The 25,959-nt window shown below is 47.2% G+C and carries 22 protein-coding genes; 6 read left to right on the forward strand and 16 right to left on the reverse strand.

From position 1 onward, the window contains the following. Positions 1 to 5 precede the first annotated feature (5 nt). Positions 6 to 1,421, reverse strand: a complete 1,416-nt coding sequence (locus tag ABIE50_RS23735) for a glycogen synthase (protein WP_209858986.1) — start codon at positions 1,419 to 1,421, stop codon at positions 6 to 8. A gap of 176 nt (positions 1,422 to 1,597) precedes the next feature. Here ABIE50_RS23735 and ABIE50_RS23740 point away from each other — a divergent pair, with 176 nt between their 5' ends. Together ABIE50_RS23740 and ABIE50_RS23745 are read left to right on the forward strand one after the other, a co-directional pair. Further along, the gene (locus tag ABIE50_RS23740; protein ID WP_209858984.1) at positions 1,598 to 2,491 is read left to right on the forward strand and encodes a DUF72 domain-containing protein; all 894 of its coding nucleotides are present in this window, start codon (positions 1,598 to 1,600) and stop codon (positions 2,489 to 2,491) included. An 83-nt stretch (positions 2,492 to 2,574) separates the two neighbouring features. Next, positions 2,575 to 5,502, forward strand: coding sequence for an FAD-binding and (Fe-S)-binding domain-containing protein (locus ABIE50_RS23745; RefSeq protein WP_354028147.1), 2,928 nt, complete (start codon positions 2,575 to 2,577; stop codon positions 5,500 to 5,502). A gap of 232 nt (positions 5,503 to 5,734) precedes the next feature. Here the strand turns inward: ABIE50_RS23745 and ABIE50_RS23750 are convergent, their stop codons facing one another. From ABIE50_RS23750 to ABIE50_RS23770, 5 genes are read right to left on the reverse strand one after another with little or no spacing between them, the layout of a single operon-like run. Next, a complete protein-coding gene (locus ABIE50_RS23750) occupies positions 5,735 to 6,487 on the reverse strand; it encodes a class I SAM-dependent methyltransferase (RefSeq protein ID WP_209858981.1) in 753 nt (250 codons plus the stop codon). 17 nt (positions 6,488 to 6,504) lie between these two features. Beyond that, complete coding sequence (locus tag ABIE50_RS23755; RefSeq protein ID WP_209858979.1) at positions 6,505 to 9,678, reverse strand: efflux RND transporter permease subunit; 3,174 nt, start codon at positions 9,676 to 9,678, stop codon at positions 6,505 to 6,507. A gap of 21 nt (positions 9,679 to 9,699) precedes the next feature. Next, positions 9,700 to 10,839, reverse strand: a complete 1,140-nt coding sequence (locus tag ABIE50_RS23760; protein WP_209858977.1) for an efflux RND transporter periplasmic adaptor subunit — start codon at positions 10,837 to 10,839, stop codon at positions 9,700 to 9,702. A 36-nt stretch (positions 10,840 to 10,875) separates the two neighbouring features. Next, the gene (locus tag ABIE50_RS23765; RefSeq protein WP_354028148.1) at positions 10,876 to 11,412 is read right to left on the reverse strand and encodes a TolC family protein; all 537 of its coding nucleotides are present in this window, start codon (positions 11,410 to 11,412) and stop codon (positions 10,876 to 10,878) included. Beyond that, positions 11,378 to 12,223, reverse strand: coding sequence for a TolC family protein (locus tag ABIE50_RS23770; RefSeq protein WP_354028149.1), 846 nt, complete (start codon positions 12,221 to 12,223; stop codon positions 11,378 to 11,380). Before ABIE50_RS23770 ends, ABIE50_RS23765 begins: the two co-directional genes overlap by 35 nt. Before the next feature lie 172 nt (positions 12,224 to 12,395). Here ABIE50_RS23770 and ABIE50_RS23775 point away from each other — a divergent pair, with 172 nt between their 5' ends. Further along, the gene (locus ABIE50_RS23775) at positions 12,396 to 13,100 is read left to right on the forward strand and encodes a TMEM175 family protein (RefSeq protein WP_209858972.1); all 705 of its coding nucleotides are present in this window, start codon (positions 12,396 to 12,398) and stop codon (positions 13,098 to 13,100) included. An 11-nt stretch (positions 13,101 to 13,111) separates the two neighbouring features. Then, on the forward strand, positions 13,112 to 14,152 hold the full coding sequence (locus ABIE50_RS23780; protein WP_209858970.1) for a hypothetical protein: 1,041 nt from the start codon (positions 13,112 to 13,114) through the stop codon (positions 14,150 to 14,152). Positions 14,153 to 14,210: 58 nt separating this feature from the next. Here ABIE50_RS23780 and ABIE50_RS23785 read toward each other — a convergent pair whose 3' ends face one another. Both ABIE50_RS23785 and idi read right to left on the reverse strand, forming a co-directional pair. Further along, positions 14,211 to 15,185, reverse strand: coding sequence for a terpene synthase family protein (locus ABIE50_RS23785; RefSeq protein ID WP_209858968.1), 975 nt, complete (start codon positions 15,183 to 15,185; stop codon positions 14,211 to 14,213). A 208-nt stretch (positions 15,186 to 15,393) separates the two neighbouring features. Continuing rightward, positions 15,394 to 15,927 (reverse strand): isopentenyl-diphosphate Delta-isomerase, encoded by a 534-nt coding sequence (idi, locus tag ABIE50_RS23790; protein ID WP_209858966.1) that lies wholly within the window; start codon positions 15,925 to 15,927, stop codon positions 15,394 to 15,396. Positions 15,928 to 16,103: 176 nt separating this feature from the next. On the opposite strand from idi, the gene msrC reads away from it, so the two are divergent. Both msrC and ABIE50_RS23800 read left to right on the forward strand, forming a co-directional pair. After that, positions 16,104 to 16,577, forward strand: coding sequence for a free L-methionine (R)-S-oxide reductase MsrC (msrC, locus tag ABIE50_RS23795; protein WP_142688539.1), 474 nt, complete (start codon positions 16,104 to 16,106; stop codon positions 16,575 to 16,577). Positions 16,578 to 16,618: 41 nt separating this feature from the next. Further along, the gene (locus ABIE50_RS23800; RefSeq protein ID WP_209858965.1) at positions 16,619 to 17,353 is read left to right on the forward strand and encodes a tyrosine-protein phosphatase; all 735 of its coding nucleotides are present in this window, start codon (positions 16,619 to 16,621) and stop codon (positions 17,351 to 17,353) included. Here the strand turns inward: ABIE50_RS23800 and ABIE50_RS23805 are convergent, their stop codons facing one another. The 8 genes from ABIE50_RS23805 to ABIE50_RS23840 form a co-directional block, all read right to left on the reverse strand. Next, complete coding sequence (locus tag ABIE50_RS23805) at positions 17,354 to 18,859, reverse strand: T9SS type B sorting domain-containing protein (RefSeq protein WP_209858963.1); 1,506 nt, start codon at positions 18,857 to 18,859, stop codon at positions 17,354 to 17,356. It lies immediately after the preceding gene. Between the two features lie 92 nt (positions 18,860 to 18,951). Beyond that, the gene (locus ABIE50_RS23810; RefSeq protein WP_209858961.1) at positions 18,952 to 19,551 is read right to left on the reverse strand and encodes a PglD-related sugar-binding protein; all 600 of its coding nucleotides are present in this window, start codon (positions 19,549 to 19,551) and stop codon (positions 18,952 to 18,954) included. Further along, the gene (locus ABIE50_RS23815) at positions 19,548 to 20,501 is read right to left on the reverse strand and encodes an MraY family glycosyltransferase (RefSeq protein WP_209858959.1); all 954 of its coding nucleotides are present in this window, start codon (positions 20,499 to 20,501) and stop codon (positions 19,548 to 19,550) included. Before ABIE50_RS23815 ends, ABIE50_RS23810 begins: the two co-directional genes overlap by 4 nt. Continuing rightward, positions 20,498 to 21,412: an NAD-dependent epimerase/dehydratase family protein gene (locus ABIE50_RS23820; RefSeq protein WP_209858957.1), complete on the reverse strand. Its 915-nt coding sequence runs from the start codon at positions 21,410 to 21,412 to the stop codon at positions 20,498 to 20,500. Before ABIE50_RS23820 ends, ABIE50_RS23815 begins: the two co-directional genes overlap by 4 nt. Continuing rightward, positions 21,412 to 22,584, reverse strand: a complete 1,173-nt coding sequence (locus ABIE50_RS23825; RefSeq protein WP_209858956.1) for a glycosyltransferase family 4 protein — start codon at positions 22,582 to 22,584, stop codon at positions 21,412 to 21,414. Before ABIE50_RS23825 ends, ABIE50_RS23820 begins: the two co-directional genes overlap by 1 nt. Before the next feature lie 11 nt (positions 22,585 to 22,595). Beyond that, positions 22,596 to 23,741, reverse strand: a complete 1,146-nt coding sequence (locus tag ABIE50_RS23830) for a right-handed parallel beta-helix repeat-containing protein (RefSeq protein ID WP_209858954.1) — start codon at positions 23,739 to 23,741, stop codon at positions 22,596 to 22,598. Between the two features lie 44 nt (positions 23,742 to 23,785). Next, positions 23,786 to 24,886 carry a glycosyltransferase gene (locus ABIE50_RS23835; RefSeq protein ID WP_209858952.1) on the reverse strand — a complete coding sequence of 367 codons (1,101 nt, stop codon included), beginning with the start codon at positions 24,884 to 24,886 and terminating at the stop codon, positions 23,786 to 23,788. Between the two features lie 4 nt (positions 24,887 to 24,890). Further along, positions 24,891 to 25,955 (reverse strand): glycosyltransferase, encoded by a 1,065-nt coding sequence (locus tag ABIE50_RS23840; RefSeq protein WP_209858950.1) that lies wholly within the window; start codon positions 25,953 to 25,955, stop codon positions 24,891 to 24,893. Between the last annotated feature and the right edge of the window lie 4 nt (positions 25,956 to 25,959).

Raw genomic sequence — 25,959 nt, forward strand, 5'->3', positions numbered from 1 at the left:
CTTTACTATTTCATACGCTTGTACATGTCCAGGTACCGCTGTGCGGAACTGTCCCAGGAATTATCAATGTTCATGCCTCTTAATCGTACTTCGTCCAGGTGTTTGGAGTCGCGGTACAATTCTATGGCGCGCTTTACGGAATAACAAACATCCCAAACGCTGGCCTGGTTAAACCGGATGCCTACGCCGTCCTGGTCGCCAAAGTCGATGACCGTATCTTTCAGTCCGCCGGTACTACGCACTACCGGAACAGTTCCATAACGCAGGGCATACATCTGGTTAAGCCCGCAGGGTTCCACCCTGGAGGGCATCAACAGGAAATCGCTGCCGGCATATATCTGGTGGGATAACGATTCGTCGTACCCGATATGTACATTAAAGCCGTAGCTTACCACGGCGCGGGTTTGTTGCAATGACCATTCAATATGGGGCTCCCCGCTCCCCAATACGAGGAAATTTACTTCACCTGCCAGTTCATGCAGGGTTCTGCCAATTATTTCCGGCAGGAGATCGGCCCCTTTATCGCCTACCAGGCGGCCTATAAAGGAGATCAGTGGTAAGGAAGCGTCCAGCCCGAAGCGTTCGCAAAGGAGCTGTTTATTTTCTTTTTTCCCGGTACTTACCGTATCAATATCATAATTGAGCGATAACATACGGTCGGTGGAAGGATCCCATACCACCGTATCGATCCCGTTCAGGATGCCCACCATTTTGGCTCTTTCCTGGTTGATCAGGCTTTCCAGCCCATTGGCATTGGAATACAGTTCTTCCAGGTAGCCTGGCGACACGGTAGTGACGCGCCAGGCGCACTTAATGGCCGATGCCAGCGGGTTGATAGCCCCGTTCCAGTCGAGCATACCGGACTTCCACAGGTCGAAAGACGGGATCAGGTATAGTTTATCCCAGCCAAACTGGCCCTGGTACTGTGCATTATGAATGGTAAGCGCTGTGGGGATGCTTTTCAGCCGCTCATATTTATAACCGTAGTTGAGCAGGAAAGGGATCAGGCCTGTGTGGTGATCGTGGCAATGGATCACGTCGGGCTGGTGCTGCCATTCGTTGATCCAGTCCAATACGGCGATCTGGAAGGCCAGGAACCGCTCTGTATCGTTGGGATAGCCGTAAACGCCGGGAGTATCCAGTAAACCGGGGATATCTACCAGGTACAGGTCGAACCCCAGCTCATTGCTGCGCTCCTTTATAACGTTAAAGTGGTACCAGTTGTGCCCCAGCCACATGCCGGCCTGGTGTACCACGTCAAATTCGTGGGTATGGTAATACTTATTCCTGTAGGCCGGTATCACAACCTTGGCAAAATTGCCTAACTGGTGCTGATATTTGGGCAACGCCCCTACCACATCACCTAGTCCACCTACTTTGGCTACCGGGTAACATTCCGCGCTGATGTGTAAAATTTCCATGCTGTTAAGTTGATAATCCTTATTAAGTTAAACTGGAAAAATAAGAAAACAAAGACTTCCCTGTGATTTTTTATGATTATTATGATAATCCCCGCCGGCGATCACATGAGCCGCCGTGATAGTTTATATTTGTAACAGTAATTGTTATGTGTTTCACCTCTAAATGCTGAATGCTCATGGATTTTGGCCGCGTTCCCGAAGATATGCTGATGGACATTGATTTTAAGTTGCCCGCCGAACCTGTTTTCAACAGAAAGGTACTGAAGGGCAAACCCGTGAAAAAGCCGCAGGCCTGGCTGGGATGCGCCAAATGGGGGCGGAAAGAGTGGATCGGGAAAATATATCCCAAAGGCACAAAGGAATCTGCCTTCCTTGGCGAATATGTAAAACATTTCAACAGTATTGAGCTGAACGCCACCCATTACCAGATCTATGGCCCCGAAACCATTTCCAAATGGGATGAAAAAGCAAAGGGCATGGATTTTAAATTCTGCCCCAAAGTGCCGCAGGCCATCAGTCATTTCAGCAACCTGGTAAGCTCAGGTCCTAAAACCACCGCTTTCCTGGAAGGGGTACTCGCCTTTGGCAAACACCTGGGACCCATCTTTTTACAATTGAGTGATAAATATGGCCCGGCCAAACGGGAATACCTATACGAATATCTTGCTTCTTTGCCCACCGATCTCCAGTTTTTCGTGGAATTACGCCATAAAGAATGGTATGAGAACGAAGCCATACGGCTGGAATTATACGAAAAGCTCAATAAACTCAATGTAGGCCTCATTATTACCGATACCGCCGGCAGGCGGGATGTAGCGCATATGCATCTCACCATCCCGAAAGTATTTATCCGCTTTGTAGGAAACAGCCTGCATCCAACGGATTATACGCGGATCGACGACTGGGCCAACCGTATCAAATACTGGCTGGACAATGGTTTGAAGGAGGTTTATTTTTTCATGCACATGCACGATGAGGCCACTTCGCCTGAACTGGCCGTGTATCTTATCGATAAACTGGAAGCCGTTTGCGGGATAGACGTAAAAAAGCCCCAATTTGTAAAAGAATAGCGCTTTTTTTTACGAATACATTACAAGGGGTGAAAAAGACGGACTGAAATATTAATTTCGCCCTCTCAAAACAGGTTTTTACCATGATGCGCGACAAGCTGGAACAATTAGCCGGGAAACTGGAAGGCACGCTTTATACAGATGATACCATGCGGACACTTTATGCCACCGATGCATCGGCATACCGTGAAATGCCACTGGCCGTAGCTATTCCGCAGCATATCGAAGATCTCAAAACACTGATCAGTTTTGCGCGTGAAAATAAAACATCCCTGATACCCCGTACCGCCGGCACTTCGCTGGCCGGGCAGGTAGTAGGAAACGGCATCATAACCGATGTGTCACGCACTTTCACCAAAATACTGGAATTTAATAAAGAAGAAGGATGGGTACGTGTACAACCCGGCGTTATCCGTGATGAACTGAACATGTTCCTCAAACCGCACGGGTTCTATTTTGGCCCGGAAACCTCCACCGCTAACCGTGCTATGATAGGCGGTATGGTGGGCAACAACTCCTGCGGCTCCAACTCCGTAGTATACGGCAGCACCCGTGAACACCTGCTGGAAGTAAAAGCCCTGCTCAGCAACGGCGAAGAAGTTACCTTCGGCAGCATGGACGCAGAAACCTTTCACCGGAAATGCGAAGGCCCCGATACACTGGAAACCCGGATCTATAAACAGATACGTACCAGCTTAAGTAATCACAGCTACCAGGAAGAGATCCGGAAAGAATTCCCAAAGAAGAGCATTCCGCGCCGTAATACAGGTTATGCCGTGGATATGCTGCTGGAAACGAATCCCTTTACCGCCGGAACGGAAGACTTTAACTTCTGCAAGCTGATTGCCGGCTCCGAAGGTACCCTGGCTTTTCTTACCGAAATAAAACTGCATGTAGATCCGCTTCCTCCAAAGGAAACCGGCCTTCTTTGCATACATTTTAATAATGTAGATGAATCACTGCGGGCCAATGTACTGGTAATGGACTACAAACCCAGCGCCAGTGAACTGATTGACCACTACATCCTGGAATGTACCAAGGATAACATTGAACAAAGCAAGAACCGCTTTTTTGTACAGGGAGATCCCGGCGCTATCCTGGTAGTGGAGTTTTGCCGCAACACCCGCGAGGAGATCACTGAAATTGCCGGCAGGCTTGAAGCCACCCTGCGGGCAGCCGGACTGGGATATCATTTCCCCCTGCTGTTTGGCAACGATACCAAAAAGATATGGGCGCTCCGCAAAGCCGGACTGGGCCTGCTCAGTAACCTTCCCGGCGATGAAAAGGCGGTACCGGTAATTGAAGATACCGCTGTGGCCGTGGAAGACCTGCCCGACTTTATCCGCGATTTCAACGATATACTGGCGAAATACAAACTATACGCGGTGCACTATGCACATGCGGGCAGCGGTGAAATTCACCTCCGTCCCATCATCAACCTGAAAACAGAAGAAGGAAATTTACTGTTCCGTAAAATTGCCGAAGAGATTGCCACCCTCGTAAAAAAATACCATGGCTCCCTTAGTGGTGAACACGGCGACGGCAGGCTCAGGGGCGAGTTTATTAAACAGATGGTGGGTGACAAAAACTATGAGCTGCTCCGCCAGATCAAATATACCTGGGACCCCGAGAATATTTTCAATCCCAACAAAATTGTAGACACACCGTCCATGAACACGATGCTGCGCTACAAACCAGGGCAAAAAGCGCCGGAGCTGAAAACCATTTTTCATTTCCCGGAGCAAACCATGCTGCAACATGCAGAGCAGTGCAACGGTTCGGGCGACTGCCGCAAAACGCAGCTGAGCGGCGGCACCATGTGCCCCAGCTACATGGCCACCCGCAATGAGAAGGATACCACCCGTGCCAGGGCAAATATCCTCCGTGAGTTCCTTACCAACAGCACCAAGGAAAACCGCTTCGACCATAAAGAAATTTATGAAGTACTGGATCTTTGCCTGGCATGTAAAGGCTGTAAATCAGAATGCCCTTCCAACGTGGATATGGCCAAGCTGAAAATGGAATTCCTGCAGCACTACCACGATGCCAACGGCGTACCATTGCGCGCCAACATGATCGGCAACTTTTCCAAATTATCCGGCCTGGCCGCCATTGCACCCGGTGTTTACAACGCTATGGTTAACAACTCCTTCACCGGTGGCATAATCCGTAAGTTTGCCGGCTTTGCGGCGAAACGCTCCCTGCCCGGTCTTCACAGCATTACCCTACGGAAATGGTTCAACGAAAAATGGCCAAAGGAAAAACAAGGAGCCGCCGGCAATAAAAAAGTATATCTTTTCTGCGACGAGTTCACCAATTATAACGACACTACTATTGGCATCAAAGCCGTACAGCTGCTGCACCGCCTCGGTTATGATGTGCAGATGGCTGAGCATCCCGAAAGCGCCCGCGCCTATATGTCGAAAGGATTACTGCGGAAAGCACGTGAATACGCCGACCGCAATGTTCGTATATTCAGTGACGTTATTAATGAAAACGTACCTTTACTCGGCGTAGAGCCCTCTGCCATACTTAGTTTCCGCGATGAATACCCCGACCTCGTCAGCGAAGGGCTACGCGATAAAGCCAAAGCGCTGGCAAAAAATGTATTCCTCATCGATGAGTTTATTGCCGCAGAAGCTGATAAAGGACATATCACGTCTGAACAGTTCACTACAGAAAAACAGCATATTAAACTGCATGGACATTGCCAGCAAAAGGCGTTGTCTTCTGCCCTGCACAGCCAGAAAATGCTTTCACTGCCACGGAATTACTCCGTGGAGGTAATCCCTTCCGGTTGCTGTGGTATGGCCGGTTCCTTTGGCTATGAAAAAGAGCATTACGACCTGAGCATGCAAATAGGCGAGCTGGTTTTATTCCCGGCAGTACGCAATGCGGCCCAGGGAACGCTCATCGCAGCGCCTGGTACCAGCTGCCGCCACCAGGTAAAAGACGGTACCGGCGTTAAAGCGCTGCACCCGGTGGAGATTCTGTACAATAGCCTGGTATAGCGGAGGGGATCGCCTTCGGCGATTGTCTTGGAACAGGATTACGCTGATTATACTGATTAGTTTGATTTTATTTTCTGGATTTTGAAAACAGATTTGGGGAGATTTAAGCAAAAGTATCCGCTTAAATCTCCCCAAATCCTTTAAAATCAAAAATGATCAAATCAAACTAATCAGTATAATCAGCGTAATCCTGAGTCAGACAAAATTCGCATCGCCGAAGGCGATCCCTCCGCTATACCCTGCCTACATAGAGTTTTGTTTCGTAGTGGAACTTCACCATGCCCTGCTCCTTGTATTTCTGGAACAGGTCTTCCAGGGCATGCATCATAGGCGTATGCGATGGATGGCCTTCTTCGGGAACGTATGAAGAGGAAAGCAATCTTCCTTTCAGTGCGGCGAAATCGAACAGCTGGGCATTCTGGAACACTTTTTCCTGCATGGTGCCAGGTTGAAAAAAGGAAGATAACTGTGACGCCCCTACGTTACGGTGCTGCATATCTTTATAATCTGTACCGTATTGATGCAGGAGCTTTTCATATCCTTTTTCAAATGGCAGTTCCGCCTGGCGAACGTTCCACATCAGTACCACCCATGCTTCCTTCCTGCTTATGCGGCGAAATTCTGCTGCAGCGGCCTGCTGATCAAACCAGTGAAATGCGGTGCCTGCCACCACCAGGTCTATAGAGGTATCCGGTAGCGTGGTATGTTCGGCGGAGCCGTTAACGGAGGTAAAATCGGGATACCGGCTCAGGAGCTTTTCAGCGGCTTCTCTCATTTCTTTATTAGGTTCCACGGCATATACCTTGTTCCCGTTGTCAAGAAAAGGCTGGGCGGAAATGCCTGTGCCTGCGCCTATATCCGCCACGATGGTTTGCCGGGTAAGACCGGCAGCGGTTTCCAGATACGGAATAACGGCCACAGGATAATGTGGCCGGTACCTGATATAGTTATCTACGCGGGTGCTGAAACGTTCAGTATTTTTCATAAGTAATGAAGTTAGGATTATTCTCCTAATCCTTTAGGCTTCTTCTCCTCATTACCATGTGCTTCCAGGTCTGCCAGTTTCTTCTTACCGTAAGAGAGCTTTGTGATGAGCACGTACAATACCGGTACCGTAAAGATTCCCAATACTGTTGCAGCCAGCATACCTCCTACTACGGTAAAGCCTATATTAACACGGGAGGCCGCGCCGGCGCCCTGTGCAAGGCACAATGGCATTACCCCTAATATGAAGGCGAAAGACGTCATCAGGATAGGACGCAGACGTAATTTTACGGCTTCCAGAGTAGCATCCAGCAGCGGCATGCCCCTGTCTACACGTTCCTTACAAAACTCTACGATCAGGATGGCGTTCTTTGCCGCAAGACCTATCAGGGTGATCAAACCGATCTGGGAGTATACGCTATTGGCCTGTTTTGTCAGCGACAACGCCAGGATAGATCCGAACAAGGCAATAGGTACCGCCAGCAATACAGAGAACGGCACCGACCAGCTTTCGTACAGGGCTGTAAGCAGCAGGAACACAAACAGGATAGATAATCCGAAGATGAGCGTGCTACTGTTACCGGCTTCAATTTCCTGCAGGGATACATTGGCCCATTCAAAAGAGAAGTTTTCCGGCAGCACCTTTGCGGCCACTTCCTTCAGTGCATTGATACCGTCTCCGCTACTGTAACCAGGTTTGGTGTCGCCGTTGATTTCCACAGAGCGGTACAGGTTAAAGTGATTGATCACCGGTGCGCCCGATGCTTTTTTGGTGGTGATCAGTGCGCTGAGCGGCACCATCTGCCCCGTGCTGTTTCGGACGTAATAAGTATTCAGGTTATTGATACTGGTACGGTAGGTAGAATCTGCCTGTAATACCACACGGAAGCTGCGGCTGAATTTGGTGAAGTCGTTTACATATAATCCACCGAGGAAAGTTTGCAGTGCGTTGAATACATCGCTCACGGCTACACCGAGTTGTTTACATTTATCGCGGTCCACATCCACATTGAACTGCGGGGTATTGGCGCTGAAGAATGCATATGCACGGGCTATTTCAGGGCGCTGGTTGGCGGCCATAAGGAACTGCCCCATTACCTGCAGGAACTGGTTGATATCGGGATTGCTCCGTTGCTCCAGCATAAAGGAGAACCCGCCGGTATTACCTAATCCACGCAATGTAGGAGATGGAATACAGATAATATTGGCGCCGATAATACGCCCGGTGGCCATTTGAATTCTTCCCAATACCTTATTCATGTTATCTCCGTGTTTGTAGCGCTCATCCCAGGGGCGGAGGCTCACGAAGAATGTACCGGAGTTAGGCTTGGTGGCATTGGCCACGAAGTTGATCCCTGTGATACCAAAGAAATGGAGTACTGCACTATCTTTCAGCAGGATATCACTGATCTGCGCCACCACTTCCTTCGTACGTTGCGAAGAAGAAGCTTCCGGCAGTTCCAGGGCGATGAACATAGCGCCCATATCTTCCTGGGGCACAAAGGTGGTTGGTGTTTTCTTAAAGAGATAAAAGGCGGCAGCAAACAGCAGGGCCATGATCACCAGTACTGCCGGCGTTTTGCGGATACTGAACATTACCCCCCTGCCATAGCGGTTGGTAAATCTTTCAAACCATTCATTGAATTTGAAGAAGATCCTGTTCAATCCCCTTGACTTCTGTGTGAGGTGCGCAGGTTTCAACAGGATGGCAGTAAGTGCAGGCGTTAACGTTAGTGCCAGGAATGCCGACAACAACACGGAGAACGCGATGGTGAGCGCAAACTGCTGGTACAAACGACCGCTTACACCGGGGATAAAGGCCACCGGCACAAACACCGCTGCCAGGATGAGGGCGATGGCAATTACAGGCCCCTGTACCTCCGACATGGCTTTGAATGTGGCTTCCCTTGGCGACATCAGGTTGGCATCGATATGATGCTGCACCGCTTCCACCACCACAATGGCGTCATCCACCACGATACCGATAGCCAATACAAAACCAAACAGGGTAAGGGTATTGATGGAAAAGCCCAGCAGCTGGAAAAATATAAAAGTACCTATGAGAGAGATCGGGATTACCAGGATGGGAATGATGGTAGCCCTCCAGTTCTGGAGGAACACGAACACCACTATCACCACCAGGATCAGCGCTTCCACAAAGGTTTCTATTACTTCTTCTATCGAGATCTTTACGAAGGAAGTGGATTCAAACGGCACGAGCCATTTCACATCATCGGGAAAGCGTTTCGACATTTCCTCCATTTTCTTCATTACCAGGTCGTTCACATCCAGCGCATTGGCGCCGGGGGCCAGGTAGATGGCCATACCGCTACCTGTTTTACCATCCGCTTTGGCTTCAATGGCATAAGTAAAGGAGCCGAGATCTATCCGCGCCACATCACGGAGGCGGACGAGGCTACCATTCTGGCTGGTGGCTACTACTACGTTGCCAAATTCTTCCGTGGTGGCAAGGCGGCCTTTTACACTCACCGTATATTCGAACGCCTGTGTACTGCGCATAGGAGCGGCACCCACGGAACCGGCGGGTACCTGTTGGTTCTGTTCCGTAATGGCGCGGGCAATATCGCCGGCGGTAAGACCAAGCGCCGCCATCTTATCCGGGTTCAGCCAGATACGCATACTATAATCCTGCGAAAAGGCATTCACGTCACCCACACCAGACACACGGGCCAGTTCCGGCTTCAGGTAAATATTCATGTAGTTATCGAGGAATTCGCGCGAATGTTTTCCTTTGGGAGAGTTCAGCGCGATTACCATCAGCATATCATTGGACCGTTTCTTAACGGTTACCCCTACACGGCGTACTTCATCGGGCGTACTTGGCAGTGCCAGGCTCACACGGTTCTGTACATCCAGGGTGGCGATGTCGGGGTCGGTGCCCAGCTTAAAGCTAACCGTGATGCTCATGGAACCGTCGTTGGCACTTACCGACTGGATGTACATAGCGCCGGGAGTACCATTCACCTGGTTTTCTATAGGAGTGGTCACTGTTTCCTCTACCGTTGTGGAGTTGGCTCCCACATAGTTGGCCCTTACATCTGTTACCGGCGGTGCAATATCAGGCAATTGTGCAATGGGCAGATTGAACATGCAGATGAGCCCTACAATCACAATAATGATAGCAATTACGATCGTAGTATTCTTGCGCTCTATAAATGTTTTTGAGATCATACTGTGATGCTGATTTAATATTTATGGTTTGGCTGCCCCTGCTCCTGCTCCGGCTATATTCACGGTATCTCCGGGTTTTACCCGCTGTATACCTTCCACCACGATTCTGTCGCCGGCCTTCAGGCCGCTGGTCACCAGCTGCATGGTATCCGTAACCGGTCCGGGCACAATATCCTGGGCGCGGATCACATTGTCTTTTGAAATGGTATATACGCTGGTCTCTGATAAATTCTGGATAATGGCTTTCGCCGGGATGGCCAGCTGTGTGGCAGGTGTACCGTATTGCATTACCACAACGATGCTCATGCCTGATTTAAGCATACCGTCTTTATTCTCAAAAACAAGCCGTACCCTTACAGTACCGGTTTGCGGGTCTACAATATTGTTGATGGTAAGCACTTTCCCTGCTTCCCCGTAGCGGGTACCATCTCCGAACTGGATATAGAATTTTTCATCGCCGCCTTTACCGCTCTGGATGCGGAGGAATTCCGGCAGGCGGGCCTGGGGAATATCCATGTCTGCAAACATGGGGTGCTCATTAACGATAGTGTTGATCAGCGTTTGCCCGGCGTTGATCACATCCCCTACTTTCACCTGCACAATACCGATCTTACCGGTTACCGGGGCGCGCACTATGGCGTGGTTTACATCGGTGCCGGCCCTGGCCACAGAGGCTTTTGCAGCAGCTACATTGGCCTGTGCAGTAAGCATGGACGTGTAGGCCTGGTCAACCGTTTGCTTAGAGATAGCATCATGTTCCAGCAGGGATTTATATCTTTCGTAATCCCGTTGCCGTTGTGCCAGGTCGGCTTCCGCCTGTTGCTGGGTGGCGGCTACCTGCCCGTAGGCAGCGGCATAGCGGCTGCGGTCTATATCATACAGAGGTTGTCCTTTGGTTACGTTACTGCCGTCGGCCACCCGGATGGCTTCCAGGTAACCGGAAACATCGGGCTTGAGTTGCACCACATCGTGCGCCACCAGGGTAGCAGGAAATTTCTCCGACACGGTATATACGGCCGGTACTACTTCTGCAGCTACAACGGTTGGTTTCATCATCCCCATCATGGCGGCCTGTTGCTGTTGCTTTTTGCTGTTGCCACAGGCAGCACAGAGTATCATTCCTGCCACATAAAAGGTCCGCTTGTAATTTATTAGATACATATGAGAAATTAATTGCGAATTACGAATGCTGATACTTTATTTGATTTTGCCCATGGCTTTATCCAGGTCTGTTTTACTGATCAGGGTGTTTAACAGGGCCTGCACATAATCCACCTGTGCCTGTTTCAGCTCACTTTCTGCAGAAATCACATCCAGGCTGCTGGCCACTCCCTGTTCAAATTTGAGCACAATACGATCATAAATGCCCTGCGTGAGACCCATATTTGTTTTCTGGGTGGTGAACCGGGATTTATTGTTGAGATACTGCGTATTGGCGTTAGTCACTTCCAGTTTGATCTGTTGCGACAGGTAACTAAGGTCATTCTTTGATTTTTCCAGGGTTATTTGATTCTGCCTGATCTGGTGTATCCGTTCGGTGCCGGTGAAAATGGGCCATGCCAGGGTTAATCCAAGTGCGGATGCGCCAAAACCGGTTTTATAGAGGTCCCCGAAATTTGAAGAGAAATAGTTCCAGCCATAGTTCACATAACCGTTCAGGGATGGCAGGAACGACATTTTTTTACTTTTCAGGTTCAGCTCATTCAGTGCAATCTGGGTGGTTTGGGATGTCATATTCCACGCGGTCCTGTACCAGGTAATCAACGGTATCGGCAATGAATGCTTCCACGTTGAGGTCCTGCACTGTTTCTGTAAGGTCCAGCTTTGCTTCCTGCGGCATACCCATCTGGAACTTGAGTAACTGGGTAGTATATACGAGTAAACGGATCTGTGTTTCAATATCGGTGACCACGTTATTATAGGATACCTGTATCCTGTCTACATCCACCCTTTCGGCCACCCCTACATCGTAACGTGCTTTGGTATCTTTCAGGGTTTTCTCCAGCTGGTCCATATTGGCTTTGGAGAGACGGATGTTCTCTTCATTGGCCAGTACGGCGTAATAGGCTTTGGTGATGGCCACACGGGTCTCTATTTCTGTTCTTTTATAGGTTCTTTCTGCGAGCCCTCCATATACCCTCGCTGCCTTCAGACCGAGGAAGTAATCGCTGTTAAAGATGGTCTGGTTTACCTGCCCGGTAACAGCAGAGGAATACTTGGTTCCAAACTGTACGGGAATTCTCACACCGGAAGTCGGGTTGGTCAGATCGGGTATCAAAGAGGTAGCCAGCTTCAGATTGTCTGTAAAACTGGCATTCACATCTGCATGGGGCAGCAGCTTCCCTGTGGCTTCTTTGATCTGTTCCCTGGAAAAATTGATATCCAGCCGGGCATTTACGACATCGTTCTGATGTGCAAGTCCATACTGTATGCAATTGGCCAGGTTAAAAGCAAAAGGTCCCTGTTGCGCTGTATCTGTTTGCCCGTAAGCTCTTGTTATCCCTGAAAGTAAAATAAAGGTGCATAGAAAAAGACGACAATGCATACGTATTACTTTGAAAGTATATGATGATTGATAGATACTTAACAACAAACAGGTAAAAAGGTTCTGTTGGGCAACCAGCCGTTTTACCATCCCTGAAATGAACGGGATGGCTAATAATTACCGCTAAAAGCTATTTTCGTATCTTTCGGAAAAGTTATTGTTAACTATGTCTATGTCTGTTATAAAAGAACCCAAACCGTTTTATCGAGAGTTTGAGCTGGAGCGATTGCTTCTTTTCAGTGATGCGGTGTTTGCCATTGCCATTACTTTACTGATTCTTGAAATCAAATTGCCTTCCCTTCCGGGAAAAATGCCTGTCAACGGTTACTGGGAGTTTTTCGAGCCTACCGCTATCCAGTTCCTGGCCTTTGCGGTAAGTTTTGTTTTCATTGGAAATTTCTGGGTACGGCATCTTCAGTTATGCCGGTTTCTCCAAAATTACAATGAAGGATTGATTCATCGTCATCTTTTCTTTTTATTTTTTATTGTGTCGTTTCCATTTTCTACTTCTGCGTTGCTGCATACCAGTTCCCATTTCATGTTGCCCTTCTTTATTTATCTCTGCAATGTGGCGGGCTGCCTGGCGGCGCTGTTCTGGATCAGCTATTTTGTTTTCCAGAAAAACCCTGACCTGGCAGTAGCAGGGCATCATACAGAAAAAGAGCTGTTGTACCAGCGGTTTAAATACGGCTTTCTCACTATGGCAACAGGTTTCACATGTATAGCCATGACCTATTTCCTGTTCCCGGAAAATACAGCGTACCAGCGTATCAGTTATATCCTGATTCCGGCACTGGCATTGTTTAATTATTTCCGCTTAAAGATAAAAAAACGTAATACGCTCCGCCTGGTACACAAAATGGGGGCTAACCACTGAAAAAACAGCCTATGTTAGAACTTGACAAGAAGGAAGCACAGGTAATACAACGGGCGATACAGTCGTGGCAGCAGGACCGGCTCATCAGCGATGACCAGGCCGGGGAGCTCCAAAAAAGCTACAGGGTAGTGAATACCGACTGGCAAACCCTTACGCTCTATATTTTTATTGCAGCTATTTCCTGTGCCCTGATGGCTTTCGGATCGCTGGTACTGGATGAGAAGTGGATTGAGATCATCCGGAAGAAATTTTCGCTGACGGATGGTGTGATTGCCTTATTATTTGGTGCGCTGACCGTTTTTCTCTGTTACGAAGGATGGCGGCGTAATAAGCATCAACCGCTGTTTTCCTTTAACCGGGAGCTTTTCTGGCTGTTGCCGGTTCTTAGTATAGGCGTGACCGTGGTATACTTTGGCAAAAGCGTTAATTACCTGGAAGGAAATTACGGTGCTTTCTGGCTGCTGGCTACTGTTTGTTATGGCGTGCTGGGCATTACCCTGCATTCCCGGCTGCTGTGGGTGGCCACCCTGCTTTGCCTGATCCCGGCCTATGTGAAGCTCACCTATTTCCTTACCGGCGATGCTTCCTATTTCCTGGGTATGAACCTGCCCTGCCGCATGGCTTTGCTGGGCATATTACTTACAGGAGTAGCCTGGTTATTGCGGCAATTCCGGATATATGCTCCTGTTAAAGATATAACCTGGAGTGGCGGATGGCTGCTATTGCTTATTTCCGGCTGGCTGATCTCTATTTTCGGCAACTGCGGCACCTGGGATGAATGGCAGCAGTTGCGCCAGGTCCACCTGTTGCAATGGGTGATCATTTACACTGCATTATGTGCAGGTGTGCTCCTGCTGGGCCTCCGTTTGAAAGACGACCTGCTGCGCGACCTGGGTGTGGCCTTCCTCCTGCTGGACCTGTATACCCGTTACTTTGAATACCTGTGGGACTTCACCAACAAAGGCCTTTTCTTTGGTATCCTGGCATTATCGTTCTGGTGGGTGGGCCGGCTTATTGAAAAAAGAATGAAACAGGGAAACGTACGAAAATAAAAAGGCCTGCGGCCGTTTGTCATCTTCCCGGGAGAACAAACGCCGCAGGCGCTCTTTGCTAAGCTGCTACCACATCGCCAACGGCTATACCATAACGGCCGGTATCTTTCACACTCCAGTCGTAATTCCCGGTGATCCATGACCGGAGCACTGATACAAAACGTAACAGTTCATAATCGGTTTCAGCACCTTTCAGGGGAAGGAGTTTTTCCAGGGCAATGAAAATGGCCACTTCCTCATTGTGCATACGTGCAGCCTCGTTGATGGCTTCCTGGAGGGAGCATTGCCGGGCATGCTGTAATACCAGCACCAGGTTATGCACGTCGCCCTGGCGGACTTCCTTTGTACAGGAGAACAGGTCGTTGGACCAGCAAACGATGTTGTTGCAGGCCTGGATCATGCGCTGCACCAGTGGCTGTTCTGCTACCTCCCTGCTGAGATAGATCTTCTCAATAATTTCGATGGCCTCAATATCTGCAAGGAGCGCGCCTGTATAGGGCCGCATGTGCACATAATCTGCTATGGAAGGCGTGATCCCCGCTTCGCGGTTTTCTGCCTCCCAGATGCAGGAGGTAAAATAATCGTCCATGCTCCGGATAAAGCGCAGTCGCCACGAAGGACTGCTGATAGCGCGCATACGTTCCCATATGCTGCTAAGAGCTGCAGACATTGCTCCCCCGGTTTCAGGGGTCACCAGGCGGTTGTGATGCAGGATGTCCATTAATCCTGCCATCATGCTCCGGAGAAAATCTGCTTTACGCCCTACCGTGGCTTCATCGCATTGATCATCAAGGATAAACAGCCAGGTGTTGAAGTCTGCAATGATGCATAGCTCATGCAGGGCCGCGTCGGGAAAAGCCCTGGCGGCAAGCCAGGCAAAGCGGGCCCTTTCAAATCGCCGGTGGGCTGTTTCTGTGGTGATGAGGCCATAGGACGTTACCCAGGAAACAACGTGTTGCTGGGCTTCATGTACATGCTGGTTAAGGCCTGAAGGGAATGGATAACTGATAGTTGGCATTTGGATGGTTGTCATGTGTCTTTGGGTTTAATAGTTAATTATGGTGGGTAATAAAAACGACGCTGGCATTACCGGGGTGGGTTCCGGAAAAGTACTGGGGAGCAGGCACACAGGATCAGCCGCTGCTTAAAGGCAGAAGGCCATACAGATAGGCGTTATCATCTTATTAAGATAAAGTAACCCGGTTAACAGTAAAAAGTGGCATAGTAAAATAAAAATTTAATTATAGGGTGTTCACCGGCGTACCGAGATATTGCAATACCAATGGTAGTGCGCGATGGAACCAGATCGTAAACGAATCAGGTTCTTTTTCCATTAATTCCAGTATTTTGCCGGACGACAGGTAGCGGTAATCGCATACTTCGGAGATATCAGGAAATATGTTGCCGTTATAGGTACCCAGCAATACGTGATCAAATTCATGTTCGGTTAACCCGTTGTCAAAACCCGTCCTGTAAGTAAAGGAGAAAATCTCCCGGAGATCGCAATCGAACCCCAATTCTTCCTTTAAGCGCCGGTGCGCAGCAGCAGCAGTATCTTCACCCGGATACGGATGGCTGCAACAGGCGTTGGTCCATAATCCTGCAGAATGATACTTCTCCAGCGCCCTGCGCTGCAATAAAATCTCACCTGCATCATTGATAATAAATACAGAAAAAGCGCGATGAAGTAATCCTTTCTCATGAGCTTCCATCTTCTCCATCGTTCCAATAGCTTCATCCTGTTCGTTCACTAAAATTACGTCCGGTGATTTCATAGACTGTCAAAGATATTTTAATTAAGCTTCCGGCAGATAAAAAATAGGACAAAGAATAAAAAAACTATGTTTCTACAGGTAATAAATGGTTGAATGGTTAACAGCAATACTTTAACGGTTATTTGGATAAATATAATATAAATTTTCCGGACTTTTGTAATACAATAACCACTAAAATGGCAGAAGACTTACAAATCATCAGGGGAAATAAGGAGGAGCAATATACGTCACTGATCCCCCAGATAAAAGGATTACTGGAAGGAGAACCCGACCTGGTAGCGAACCTGGGCAATGTGGCCGCTGCGCTGAAAGAGCAGTTTGGATGGCTATGGGTGGGATTTTACCTGGTGAAGGGAGAAGAACTGGTGCTTGGTCCTTTCCAGGGCCCTGTAGCGTGTACCCGTATCCGTAAGAACAAAGGGGTTTGCGGCAGCAGCTGGGCACAGGCAGCCACGCTTATTGTTCCTGATGTGGAGGCATTTCCGGGGCATATTGCCTGCAGCAGCTTATCAAAATCAGAAATAGTGGTGCCACTGATACGCAACGGCGAAGTAAAAGCCATACTGGACGTGGATAGTGAGCAACTTGCTCATTTTGATGCTACCGATCAGCAATACCTGGAGGAAATTGTGGCACTGATTGTGTTGTGACAGGGCGGATTTTTATATCATTGCTTTATTGAGGAACCATTATGCTTTTTTTCAGGAAAAAAAATACAGCGACGCCGACAGACCTGCTGGCCTTCATGTCTACAGATATTCACTCCCATCTTGTACCCGGTGTGGATGATGGTGTGCCTGATGTGGAAACGTCCCTGCATTTCATTGAACAACTGCAGGCCATGGGAATCCGGAAAATTGTAACCACCCCGCATGTGATGATGGACAGGTACCCAAATTCTGCAGGCACCCTAACGGACCCATACCGGCAGGTGCAGCAGGAACTGGCTGGGAGGAACAACCCCCTCCCCTTTCATTTTGCCGCAGAATATTACCTCGATGAACAGTTTGTGCCGCTGATGCAGCAACCCCTGCTTACCATCAGCGGGAATATGGTATTGGTGGAGATCTCGTTTATGTCGGCCCCGCCGCAACTGGCGCAATGGCTGTTTGATATACAGGCAGCTGGCTATCAGCCAGTGCTGGCCCACCCGGAGCGGTACGGCTATTATCATGCAAACATATCTCAGTATGAGCAACTGAAACATCAGGGTTGCCTGCTGCAGCTTAACCTGTTATCCCTTACCGGCTATTACGGGAAACATGTGCAACAAACGGCAGAAAAGCTGATGGCTGCCAGGTTACCAGATCTGATAGGTACGGATCTGCATCATGAGAAGCACCTGCGCGCCATAGCCGGGATCGCACAGAACACAAAGCTCCGGAAAGTACTGGAAGCCTATCCGTTTGGAAATGCGGCATTATAGTTAACGGATCAGCATCACTGTACCGGTCTGCTTCCTTGCCTGCTGTTTGCTGTCGGTATACAAAAGCACCCATACATAAGTAGCGGTTGGCAGCTGCTGGCCTTTAAATAACCCGTCCCATGCGCCATCGGGGCTATTGGTGCTGAATACGGTTTGTCCCCACCGGGTAAATACGTCCAGCCGGTAATCGTGTACATCATCGTGTACTTTTGCGCGGAACAGGTCGTTTTGGCCATCGCCGTTGGGAGAGAATGCGGTGGGAACGAATACGGCGCATTCGCGGATGTTGCGTTTTATAGTGCTGATAGTTTCAGTCAGGCAATTGTGCTGATCCTTGATAAGCAACCGGTAATTACCGGCATCCAACTGACCAAAACTGTTATCAGTCTGCCATGTAACCTGATCGATACTGAATGAGTAGGGTTGTGTTCCTCCGGATATATTCAATTGTATCCTTCCATCCCTGGTATCTGAGCAACTCACATCTTTTACATTCACTTTTTCCACCTCCAGTGGAGCAGGTTGCGACAAAATGGCCTGGCTACGGGCCTCACAGCCTACCCGGTCATTTACTAAAAAACTATAATTCCCTGCCTTCAGTTTTTCAAATACAGGATGATCCTGAAATTGTATACCATTATCCCGGCTGTACTTGTAAGGAGAAAGTCCATCTGTGGCCTTTACTTCGATGATCCCATTTTTATTACCATAACAGGAAGGAGGAGTTAATGTGGTGGTAACGTTTACCACATACTCGTTTACACGAACCATAGACTTTGTACTGGTGCCGCTTGCCGATGTAACAGTTACTTCATAATCACCGGCAGACAGGTTACCAATTGAATCTTGAACTAAAGCATTATTGTGTGACCATTGAAAGGTAAAAGGCGGTTTCCCTCCGTTTACAATTACTTTAATATTACCGGTACTCTTGCCACTACAAGTAGGTTGTACACGAAAGCTAACATCTGGGATTACTGTCAGTGCAGGAGAAAGATTATCAATTAAACAAGCCGTATATCTGCTGCCTGCACATGTACCTGGCAGATTAGGCATCAGGACAATATAGTTGTAATCTTTTGTCGGCTTTAATACGGCAACATATCGTTTCCATTCTTCATGTGAAAACGGACCTGATGACCAGAGTAATTCCTGCTGTTCATCCGGTTTGTTGCTGCCATAAATTGCCATTGAACCACCGCACATTATTAAAGTATCATATTTTGCAGGGGCAGCCAAATCAAAAGATACCTGATAAGCGGTACCCGCTTTGAGAGGAGTCGGGAGCTGTTGGGAAATACCCTCCATATATTTGGTACCATAGATCCCACCCATGTATGTTTTACCGTCTGAAGCGGCTAAGGTGATCCCATAAACTCCTGGCTGTGTGTCCGGTGATTGAAATGCCCGAAGCCATGGTGCTGGTACAGATCCTGCTTTCGGAGGGCCTTCAATAGAGGGATTACGGATCGCAATATCTTGCGCCGTTAATAATAAGGTTTTCATAAGAGACATGGTGCATAAGCCCAATGTCACTATCCAGTGAGAATTAGACATACACAAAAATATGAATATAAATTGCACATTACTACTAATAATTATACAATAGACAATGGAGGTACTACCATGTTGGTATTTACCTTTGCAAATCTTGACAGCACTGCCCCCGCACCTATTACAGCTCCTTTACTGACATGGGCGCCACCGCCTATATAGGCATTAGGAGCAACATGCACGAAATCTTCAATCACTGCGTCATGATCAATAACTGCACCCGCGTTAATAATAACATGTTTGCCCAGTATTGCACCTGCCTGGACTACCGCCATTGCCAGGACAACCGTTCCTTCTCCTGTTACAACATTTCCGGCTATACTGGCAGTTGGATGTATTAGTGAGGTAAAGGAATGTTTAACGTTATGAGTAATCCGCTCTCTTACCGTATTGTTTCCGATTCCTATAATTAATCCTGCATCTCTGAAAAGCAATGGATTATACTGCTGCACAACTTTATTTTCCTCTCTCACTTCATCATCAAAGAAAACATATACTTTCCTATTCATTAAAGCGATCATATCTGCAATTACAAGAGCATGGCCTCCGGCACCGTAAATAACTATTCCTGTATCATTGTTGCTGTTTATCTCATTTACGCGATCCCTGCTGATTATCATATTTCTGATTTTACTTTCTGTCATAATGCAACGTTTTTGACCATTAGTTTATTCTTTAGGCTTATGTAAATGAGCACTAAGGGTACACAGATGAATAGAAATACTGAAATTGTATTCCTGGTATTATAAATCACAAGGAAATTGATTATTAGTTGCACGATACCATATCCTGCGCTGATCAGGAGATGAGGCATCTTTCTGTCATTCGCCAATATCTGATAGAAATGAATACGATGGGCTTTGAATATATTTTGCTTTAACAATAATCGATGTACGATCGTCAGAGAGGTATCAACCCCATAGACAGCCAGGAAAAGGATATACGTCCAATTTCCACTGGTAAAGATCAGGTCCAATAGCAATACCATGATCCAAAAAGCAATAGATACACTTCCCACGTCTCCTGCAAAACATATCGCCTTTTTTCTGAAATTAAAGAACAGGAAAACAATACTGGCCAATATCGGCAGCCAAATCATATCAGGATGGATAAAGGCTACCTGTCTAAGGTTAACGTACTGCAGGGAAGCCAGTACAACGAGACTGTACACACCTGTGATGCCATTGATACCATCCATAAAGTTGTAAGCATTGATGACACCAATAACAAGGATGAACAGACCAATCAATATGTAAAGAGGAAAAATGGTAAATGCATTTACATACAGGAACAAGCAGGTGACCGCTAGCAGATGAAACAGTATGCGAATCCTGTTAGATAAGGTATACATATCATCCAGAAAACTGATAACACCTATTAGCAGGATGCCCATAACAGGCAACCAAAATTCGCTAAAGTGCCAGACAAGCGCTACCACTGCAGCCAATAAAAAAATAATTCCTCCTCCACGTATGGTGATGTTGCTGTGTGAACTTCTTTCATTAGGCTTGTCAATAATATTATACTTATCAGCCAGCCGAATATATCCCTGAAGGGTGAAAAAAAATAATATGGACAATATCAGATAGATCATATAATTGATGGTAATTTTTCTATGACTTTAGAGGGATTCCAATGTATTAATTTGTTGGCCTTTCTATCATCAAACGTCAATGAGGATAATATCTTTCTTAGTTTGCGGCTATTAATCGGAAAGCGTTTTCCCACCAGATCCCCCACTGCTGCCAGCGACTGTGCTGCCACCAGTGGAATATGCCGAGGATGCTTCCGGTCCAAAGCACCTGCGATGCAATGTTCCAACTCTCTGAAACTAGGATGGTAGCCATCAGTCAGATTAAAGGTGCCTCCTACCTGGGCAGCTTTGGGTATAATAGCGGCAATATCTTCAGCCCAGACGATACTCTTTCTGGCCTCGGCCTTGCCGATGCTGAAATAACGTCCGGACCGGATACCATTCATCATGTCACCGAGGTTACCGGGAGGATTTGGACCTGCTATCAACGGGAGTCGCAAAATAGTTAACCGGACCCCACTCTCTGTTGCCCATTGCTGCAGCCACTGCTCCGCCATGATCTTACTCTTTGCATATGGAGTACTGCCGCTCAGGGGAAACTCTTCATTGATCATTTCTCCGGCATCTTTTCCATATACTGCAACAGTACTGATAAAAATAAATGCGTCGGGTTTAGTATCAGGACTAAAAGCGCGGCACAGATGCTTCGTTCCATCCACATTTACTTTAAAAAACTCTGCTTCTTCTGCAGGAGAAGAAGGTATCATATGCGCCTTCCCCGCAGCATGGATCACTATGTCATATTTCTTACCAAATGGTGCAATGCCAGTCCCCAGATCGGCCTGATAAGTAGCCTCCTTTCCTCTTCCAATCGTTTCTATGCAAAAGGCAAACTCACTTTGTGACAAGTAACCAGTGAGCACGCTACCCAAAAATCCAGAAGCGCCCGTAATTAAAATATTTGCTGCCATCAGGATAATGTATTTATCTGATTTATGTAAAAATTGTTGATATCATTCCAGACCTGGCGTTGTTCAAAATGTTCTTCGATGTATGCGCGGCTGTTCTCGCCCAACTTAATACGTGTGGCCTTGTCTGTTATCAGTTTCACGCATGCTTCTACAATAGCATCTACTTGCTTTGATGGAATCAGATAACCATTTACTCCATTAAATACCATCTCATTGCAACCGTTGATGTCGGTAGCAATACAGGGTAAACCAAACGCGCAGGCCTGCATCAGTGACTGCGGAAATCCTTCCCGGTAACTGGGAAAAACAAAAATATCTGCGGCGGCAAGGTACGGACGTATATCATCCTGATGCCCGGTAGCAATGATGCCGGGTAAAGTGCTGATTAATGCCGTCGTTCTTTCTTCGAGTGGATTCAGAGATTCAGTTGGTCCCACCAGTACGAGCTTCAGGTTTACATATCTTTCACTGAGTATTTTGAAGGCAGCGACCAGTTCATTAATTCCTTTATAAAAAGCAAGCCGACCTACAAAACAAAGCAGGAGATCGCTTTTCTCCACATGATGCTTTTCCCTGAACAGGCCCGCTGCTTCCATTACGGCGGGCGTTCTGCTGAAGTAGCTAAGGTCGATGCCGTTACTGCTCCCTTTTCCGAGTACTTTTACTTTACGTTTGTCAGTTAACAAGTTATTCTCAATAATATACTCCTGAAGGCCTATGGAGTTAGGCAATACCCAGTCGGCGAAGCGGTAAGTCCATTTTTCCACCAGTATAAGTAACTTTTTCTTAATCCCCTGGCTTTCCATCAACGGTAAACCAGCTACTGTATGTATTTTCAATGGTACCCGGCAAATAAAGGCAGCCAGCATTCCTATGGTACCTGCTTTAGGTGAATGTGAATGAACAATATCAGGTCTGATTTTTCTGATAAGCTTCACCATATGATAAAGAGCCTTCAGGTCATGCAGGGGGTTCAAAGATCTTGACAGAGGAACATGATAATGGGAGGCACCTTCATTTTTCTCCAGTACTTCCACTTCCGGCCCCGTTGCACTGGCCATATAAACCTCCATTCCTTTTTCCTTCATATACCTGATCTGCCCGCGTAACAGCAGGTGCAAAGAATGCGGAATAGTAGATACGCGCAGCAATTTCAGCTTTCTGTTCTCCATTGTTATTATGATTAGTCTATTTCCAGGTTTTTCTTGTTCCCATGTTGCAACTTGATCTTCTGGACTTCATTTCTGCTCCCTTTCTTTTCCACCGTAATATTTGTGAACTTGCTCACCGGAGCAAAATCATATGTTTTGTAACCTTTGAAGGGGGTAGCATTATTCTTCCAGACAGGATCCGTTACCTGGATACTGCCGCGAAGCGGCAAGGTTCCCTTTTTATATACATCTTTTGATCCTCCCAGCCAGAAAGCTGTTGCAGAGCCATCATCCAGATGATTATTAATAGAAATATTCACGCCTCTGGCACTGGTGCTAGGCAGTCTGTCGAGCCCTATGACAATACCGTACTTGCCGTTATTGAAAGTTACCGGATGGTCCATCAATATGTTATCGACCAACGCGCTGCTATCGTTCGGCTCCACGTCAATACCGGACATAGGCGGAGTTCCATTGGTATTTGACACCACGGGGTGGATCAGCTTTAACCCGTTGACTGCAATAACGCTGATACCATTCCTTCGATTATTATCCAGTACCGCATTATTAATAGTAATATTGAACGGTATCTTCTTCGTGGTGGGAGATTGCCCGATATAGATACCATCCCCCCAACAGGAAGAAATCACCGGGTGAAAAACAGTGATATTGGCCGCCCCCCTGATACTTATTCCCATGCCCCATTCTCCCCCCGCATCCAGATGATTTTTCCTGTCTCCAATCAGAACTGGACAATAGACCTTTACATTTTCCACATCATGAATAGCCATCATGAAAAAATTTCTCTTGGCGGTGGGCTTCAGTATCAGCGCAGAATGCGTTCTGAAAACCACAAAGCTGTTACTCTTTAGTGTTAATCCATTATCGTTGATCATAACAGGAAAGTCGGGAAACACCACATTGGTATGTCTATTTATTCCTTCTTGTAATTGTGCGGTGTAATCTATTTTGCCCTCTTTGCTGTAGCCGCGCGGCAATACAGTAGTCAGATCAAACGCCTTAGCAGCAATAGCATCCACCTCTTTCTCCAATGATGCCAGTTGCATATTGGATACATAAGACGCAGGCAGTTGCTGGTATGAGAATCTCTGCTGGGCATCACAACCCAAAAAAGCGATGCAAAGTAAAAATGATATGGTAACTAAAAGGTCTTTCATTGGCTCTTTTTTAAACCTTCTTCTGCAAGAGGAAGGACAACCGGCTACACGACGGCATAGCTATTCTCGTATATTGCTTCCCATGTTTTCAGGATGGTAGATTTCTCAAAGTGACGACGAACAAAATCTGTATTCCGCTTACCCATTGCAGTTAGCTCCGCAGGAGTCATATCCATCATCTGTCGCATTGCAGCAGCCAGGGCAGCAGGATCCTGTGCGGGCACTATATTTCCTCCTCCTGATTTTTCTACGATATACCTGATTTCGCCCACATCTGTACCCGTGACAGGTAGTCCTGCAGACATAGCTTCCAGCATTGCCATTGGCAACCCCTCACTCTGTGAAGAAATAACATAGCCATGGTAGTTCGTAAGTAAGGCTGGAATGTTTTTAATAATACCGAGGAAGTTGACATGTTTGGACAGACCGGCCAATTCAACCTGAGATATTAACATATCTTTCAGATCGCCATCTCCGGCAATATCTACTACAAAATCCCGTACGTGGGGTTTCATTAATTGCAGAGCATCAAAAAGGTTTTTGTAATCCTTCACCGCAATCAGACGCCCAACAGCAATCCAGCGGAACACAGTAGTGTCGGTCCTTTCCGGTGTCTGACCAAATGTGCTGATATCAATCGCATTATGCACAATCGCGGAGCGATCAGAGCCTATACAGTGCCGCTTACTTAAATTCTCAAGGGCCGGTACAGACACGGCGGTATGAAAATCCACCCACCTTGATGTTAGCCGGTAGATGAAATATGGATTATAAACAGAAGCCGCCAGATCATAGTTACTATGAGTAGTATTAATCACACGAACGGCCGGAAACCGGAGCTTTATCATACGGCTCATGATGTTCGACTTAAACAGATGACTATGCACCACATCCGGGGATATTTCTTTCACTATTCTAAATAAGCGGCGGAATACTTTCACCACAGAACCAATTCCGCCAGCGCCCAGGTTATAATGCTTAATGCGGCTGTCTAATCTGTTCAGCAGGCTCAAATCCTGTACTACTGTAATCAGTGACACTTCATACCCTGCTTCTACGAAAGCCGGCATAATACCCAGCAACTGACTTTCAGCCCCACCATAACCAAGTCCATTGATAATAAATAAAATCTTACGGTTTTTCATATCCTTAGATTGACATAAAAAATGAGGAATAGTCAAAATTCTGCGGGACAAATTTTTTGCCAGGCAAATCTTTTGTCTTCACAATTGCGGCAGCCAGCCCTTCTTCATCTTCCACCGGCACAATAAATCCATTTACACCCGGTTCAATGATTCCGGAAAAGTCCACACAATTCGTGGCTACTACCGGTGTTCCCAACAGCAGTGACTCTAATACAACATTTGGGAATCCCTCCTTCCTCGATGGCAGCACAAAGAGCTCGGCTTCCCTGAAATACGGATAAGGGTTGGATTTAAAGCCATGAAACAATACATAATCTTTCAGTCCATATCCGTCCACTAGTGCATGCAGTTTTTTACTGTATCCGGGTTCGGTATTCTCCTTACCCAGAATATGCAGGCGGGCTTTAGGGATGTCTGTAACGACCCTTTTCATGGCTGTTATCAGTACATCGAAACCTTTCATCGAATAAAGCGATCCGGCAGCTACCAGATTGAAGTGGTCATGATCAAAAACATTGATCAGTTCCCTGCTAAGCTTTTCCACCTGTTGATGGTTCACTACATTGGGAATATGCCTGATCTTATTAACCGGTATTTTATAATGTGACACCGCTTCCATTTTCATTTGTGCGGTTTGCGCAATCACATAATGTGCATGACGCAGTATACGGTGGTTCATAAAACGTTCTATCCTTGCCTTCCAGCCCGTACCCAATTTATTGCTGGGTAGAGTGGGCAAACGCACAACGCTTACAAACCGGCCGCCACTTAGTTTACGTATCAGGATAGTGATAATACTGATATGATTCAGGCTGGTAAAAACAATATCTGGTTTCATGCTTTTCAGCACTTTATAGATATCTGTTGTCCCTGCACGGGTATTCGGTTTATCCAATTTCACCAGCTTCACCTGCTGCGTAATTAGATCGAAGTAATCTCCTGCAGAGCAGATAACAAGCAAGACAATATCGAATCGCTCCTCGTCGAGCGAATTAACGATATTCATGACCACCTTCTCTGCACCGCCACCTCTTAAACTCGGCAGAATAAAAACGATCTTTCTTTTCATAATC

Source organism: Chitinophaga sp. OAE865, from assembly GCF_040546735.1.
Classification (GTDB): Bacteria; Bacteroidota; Bacteroidia; order Chitinophagales; family Chitinophagaceae; genus Chitinophaga; species Chitinophaga polysaccharea_A.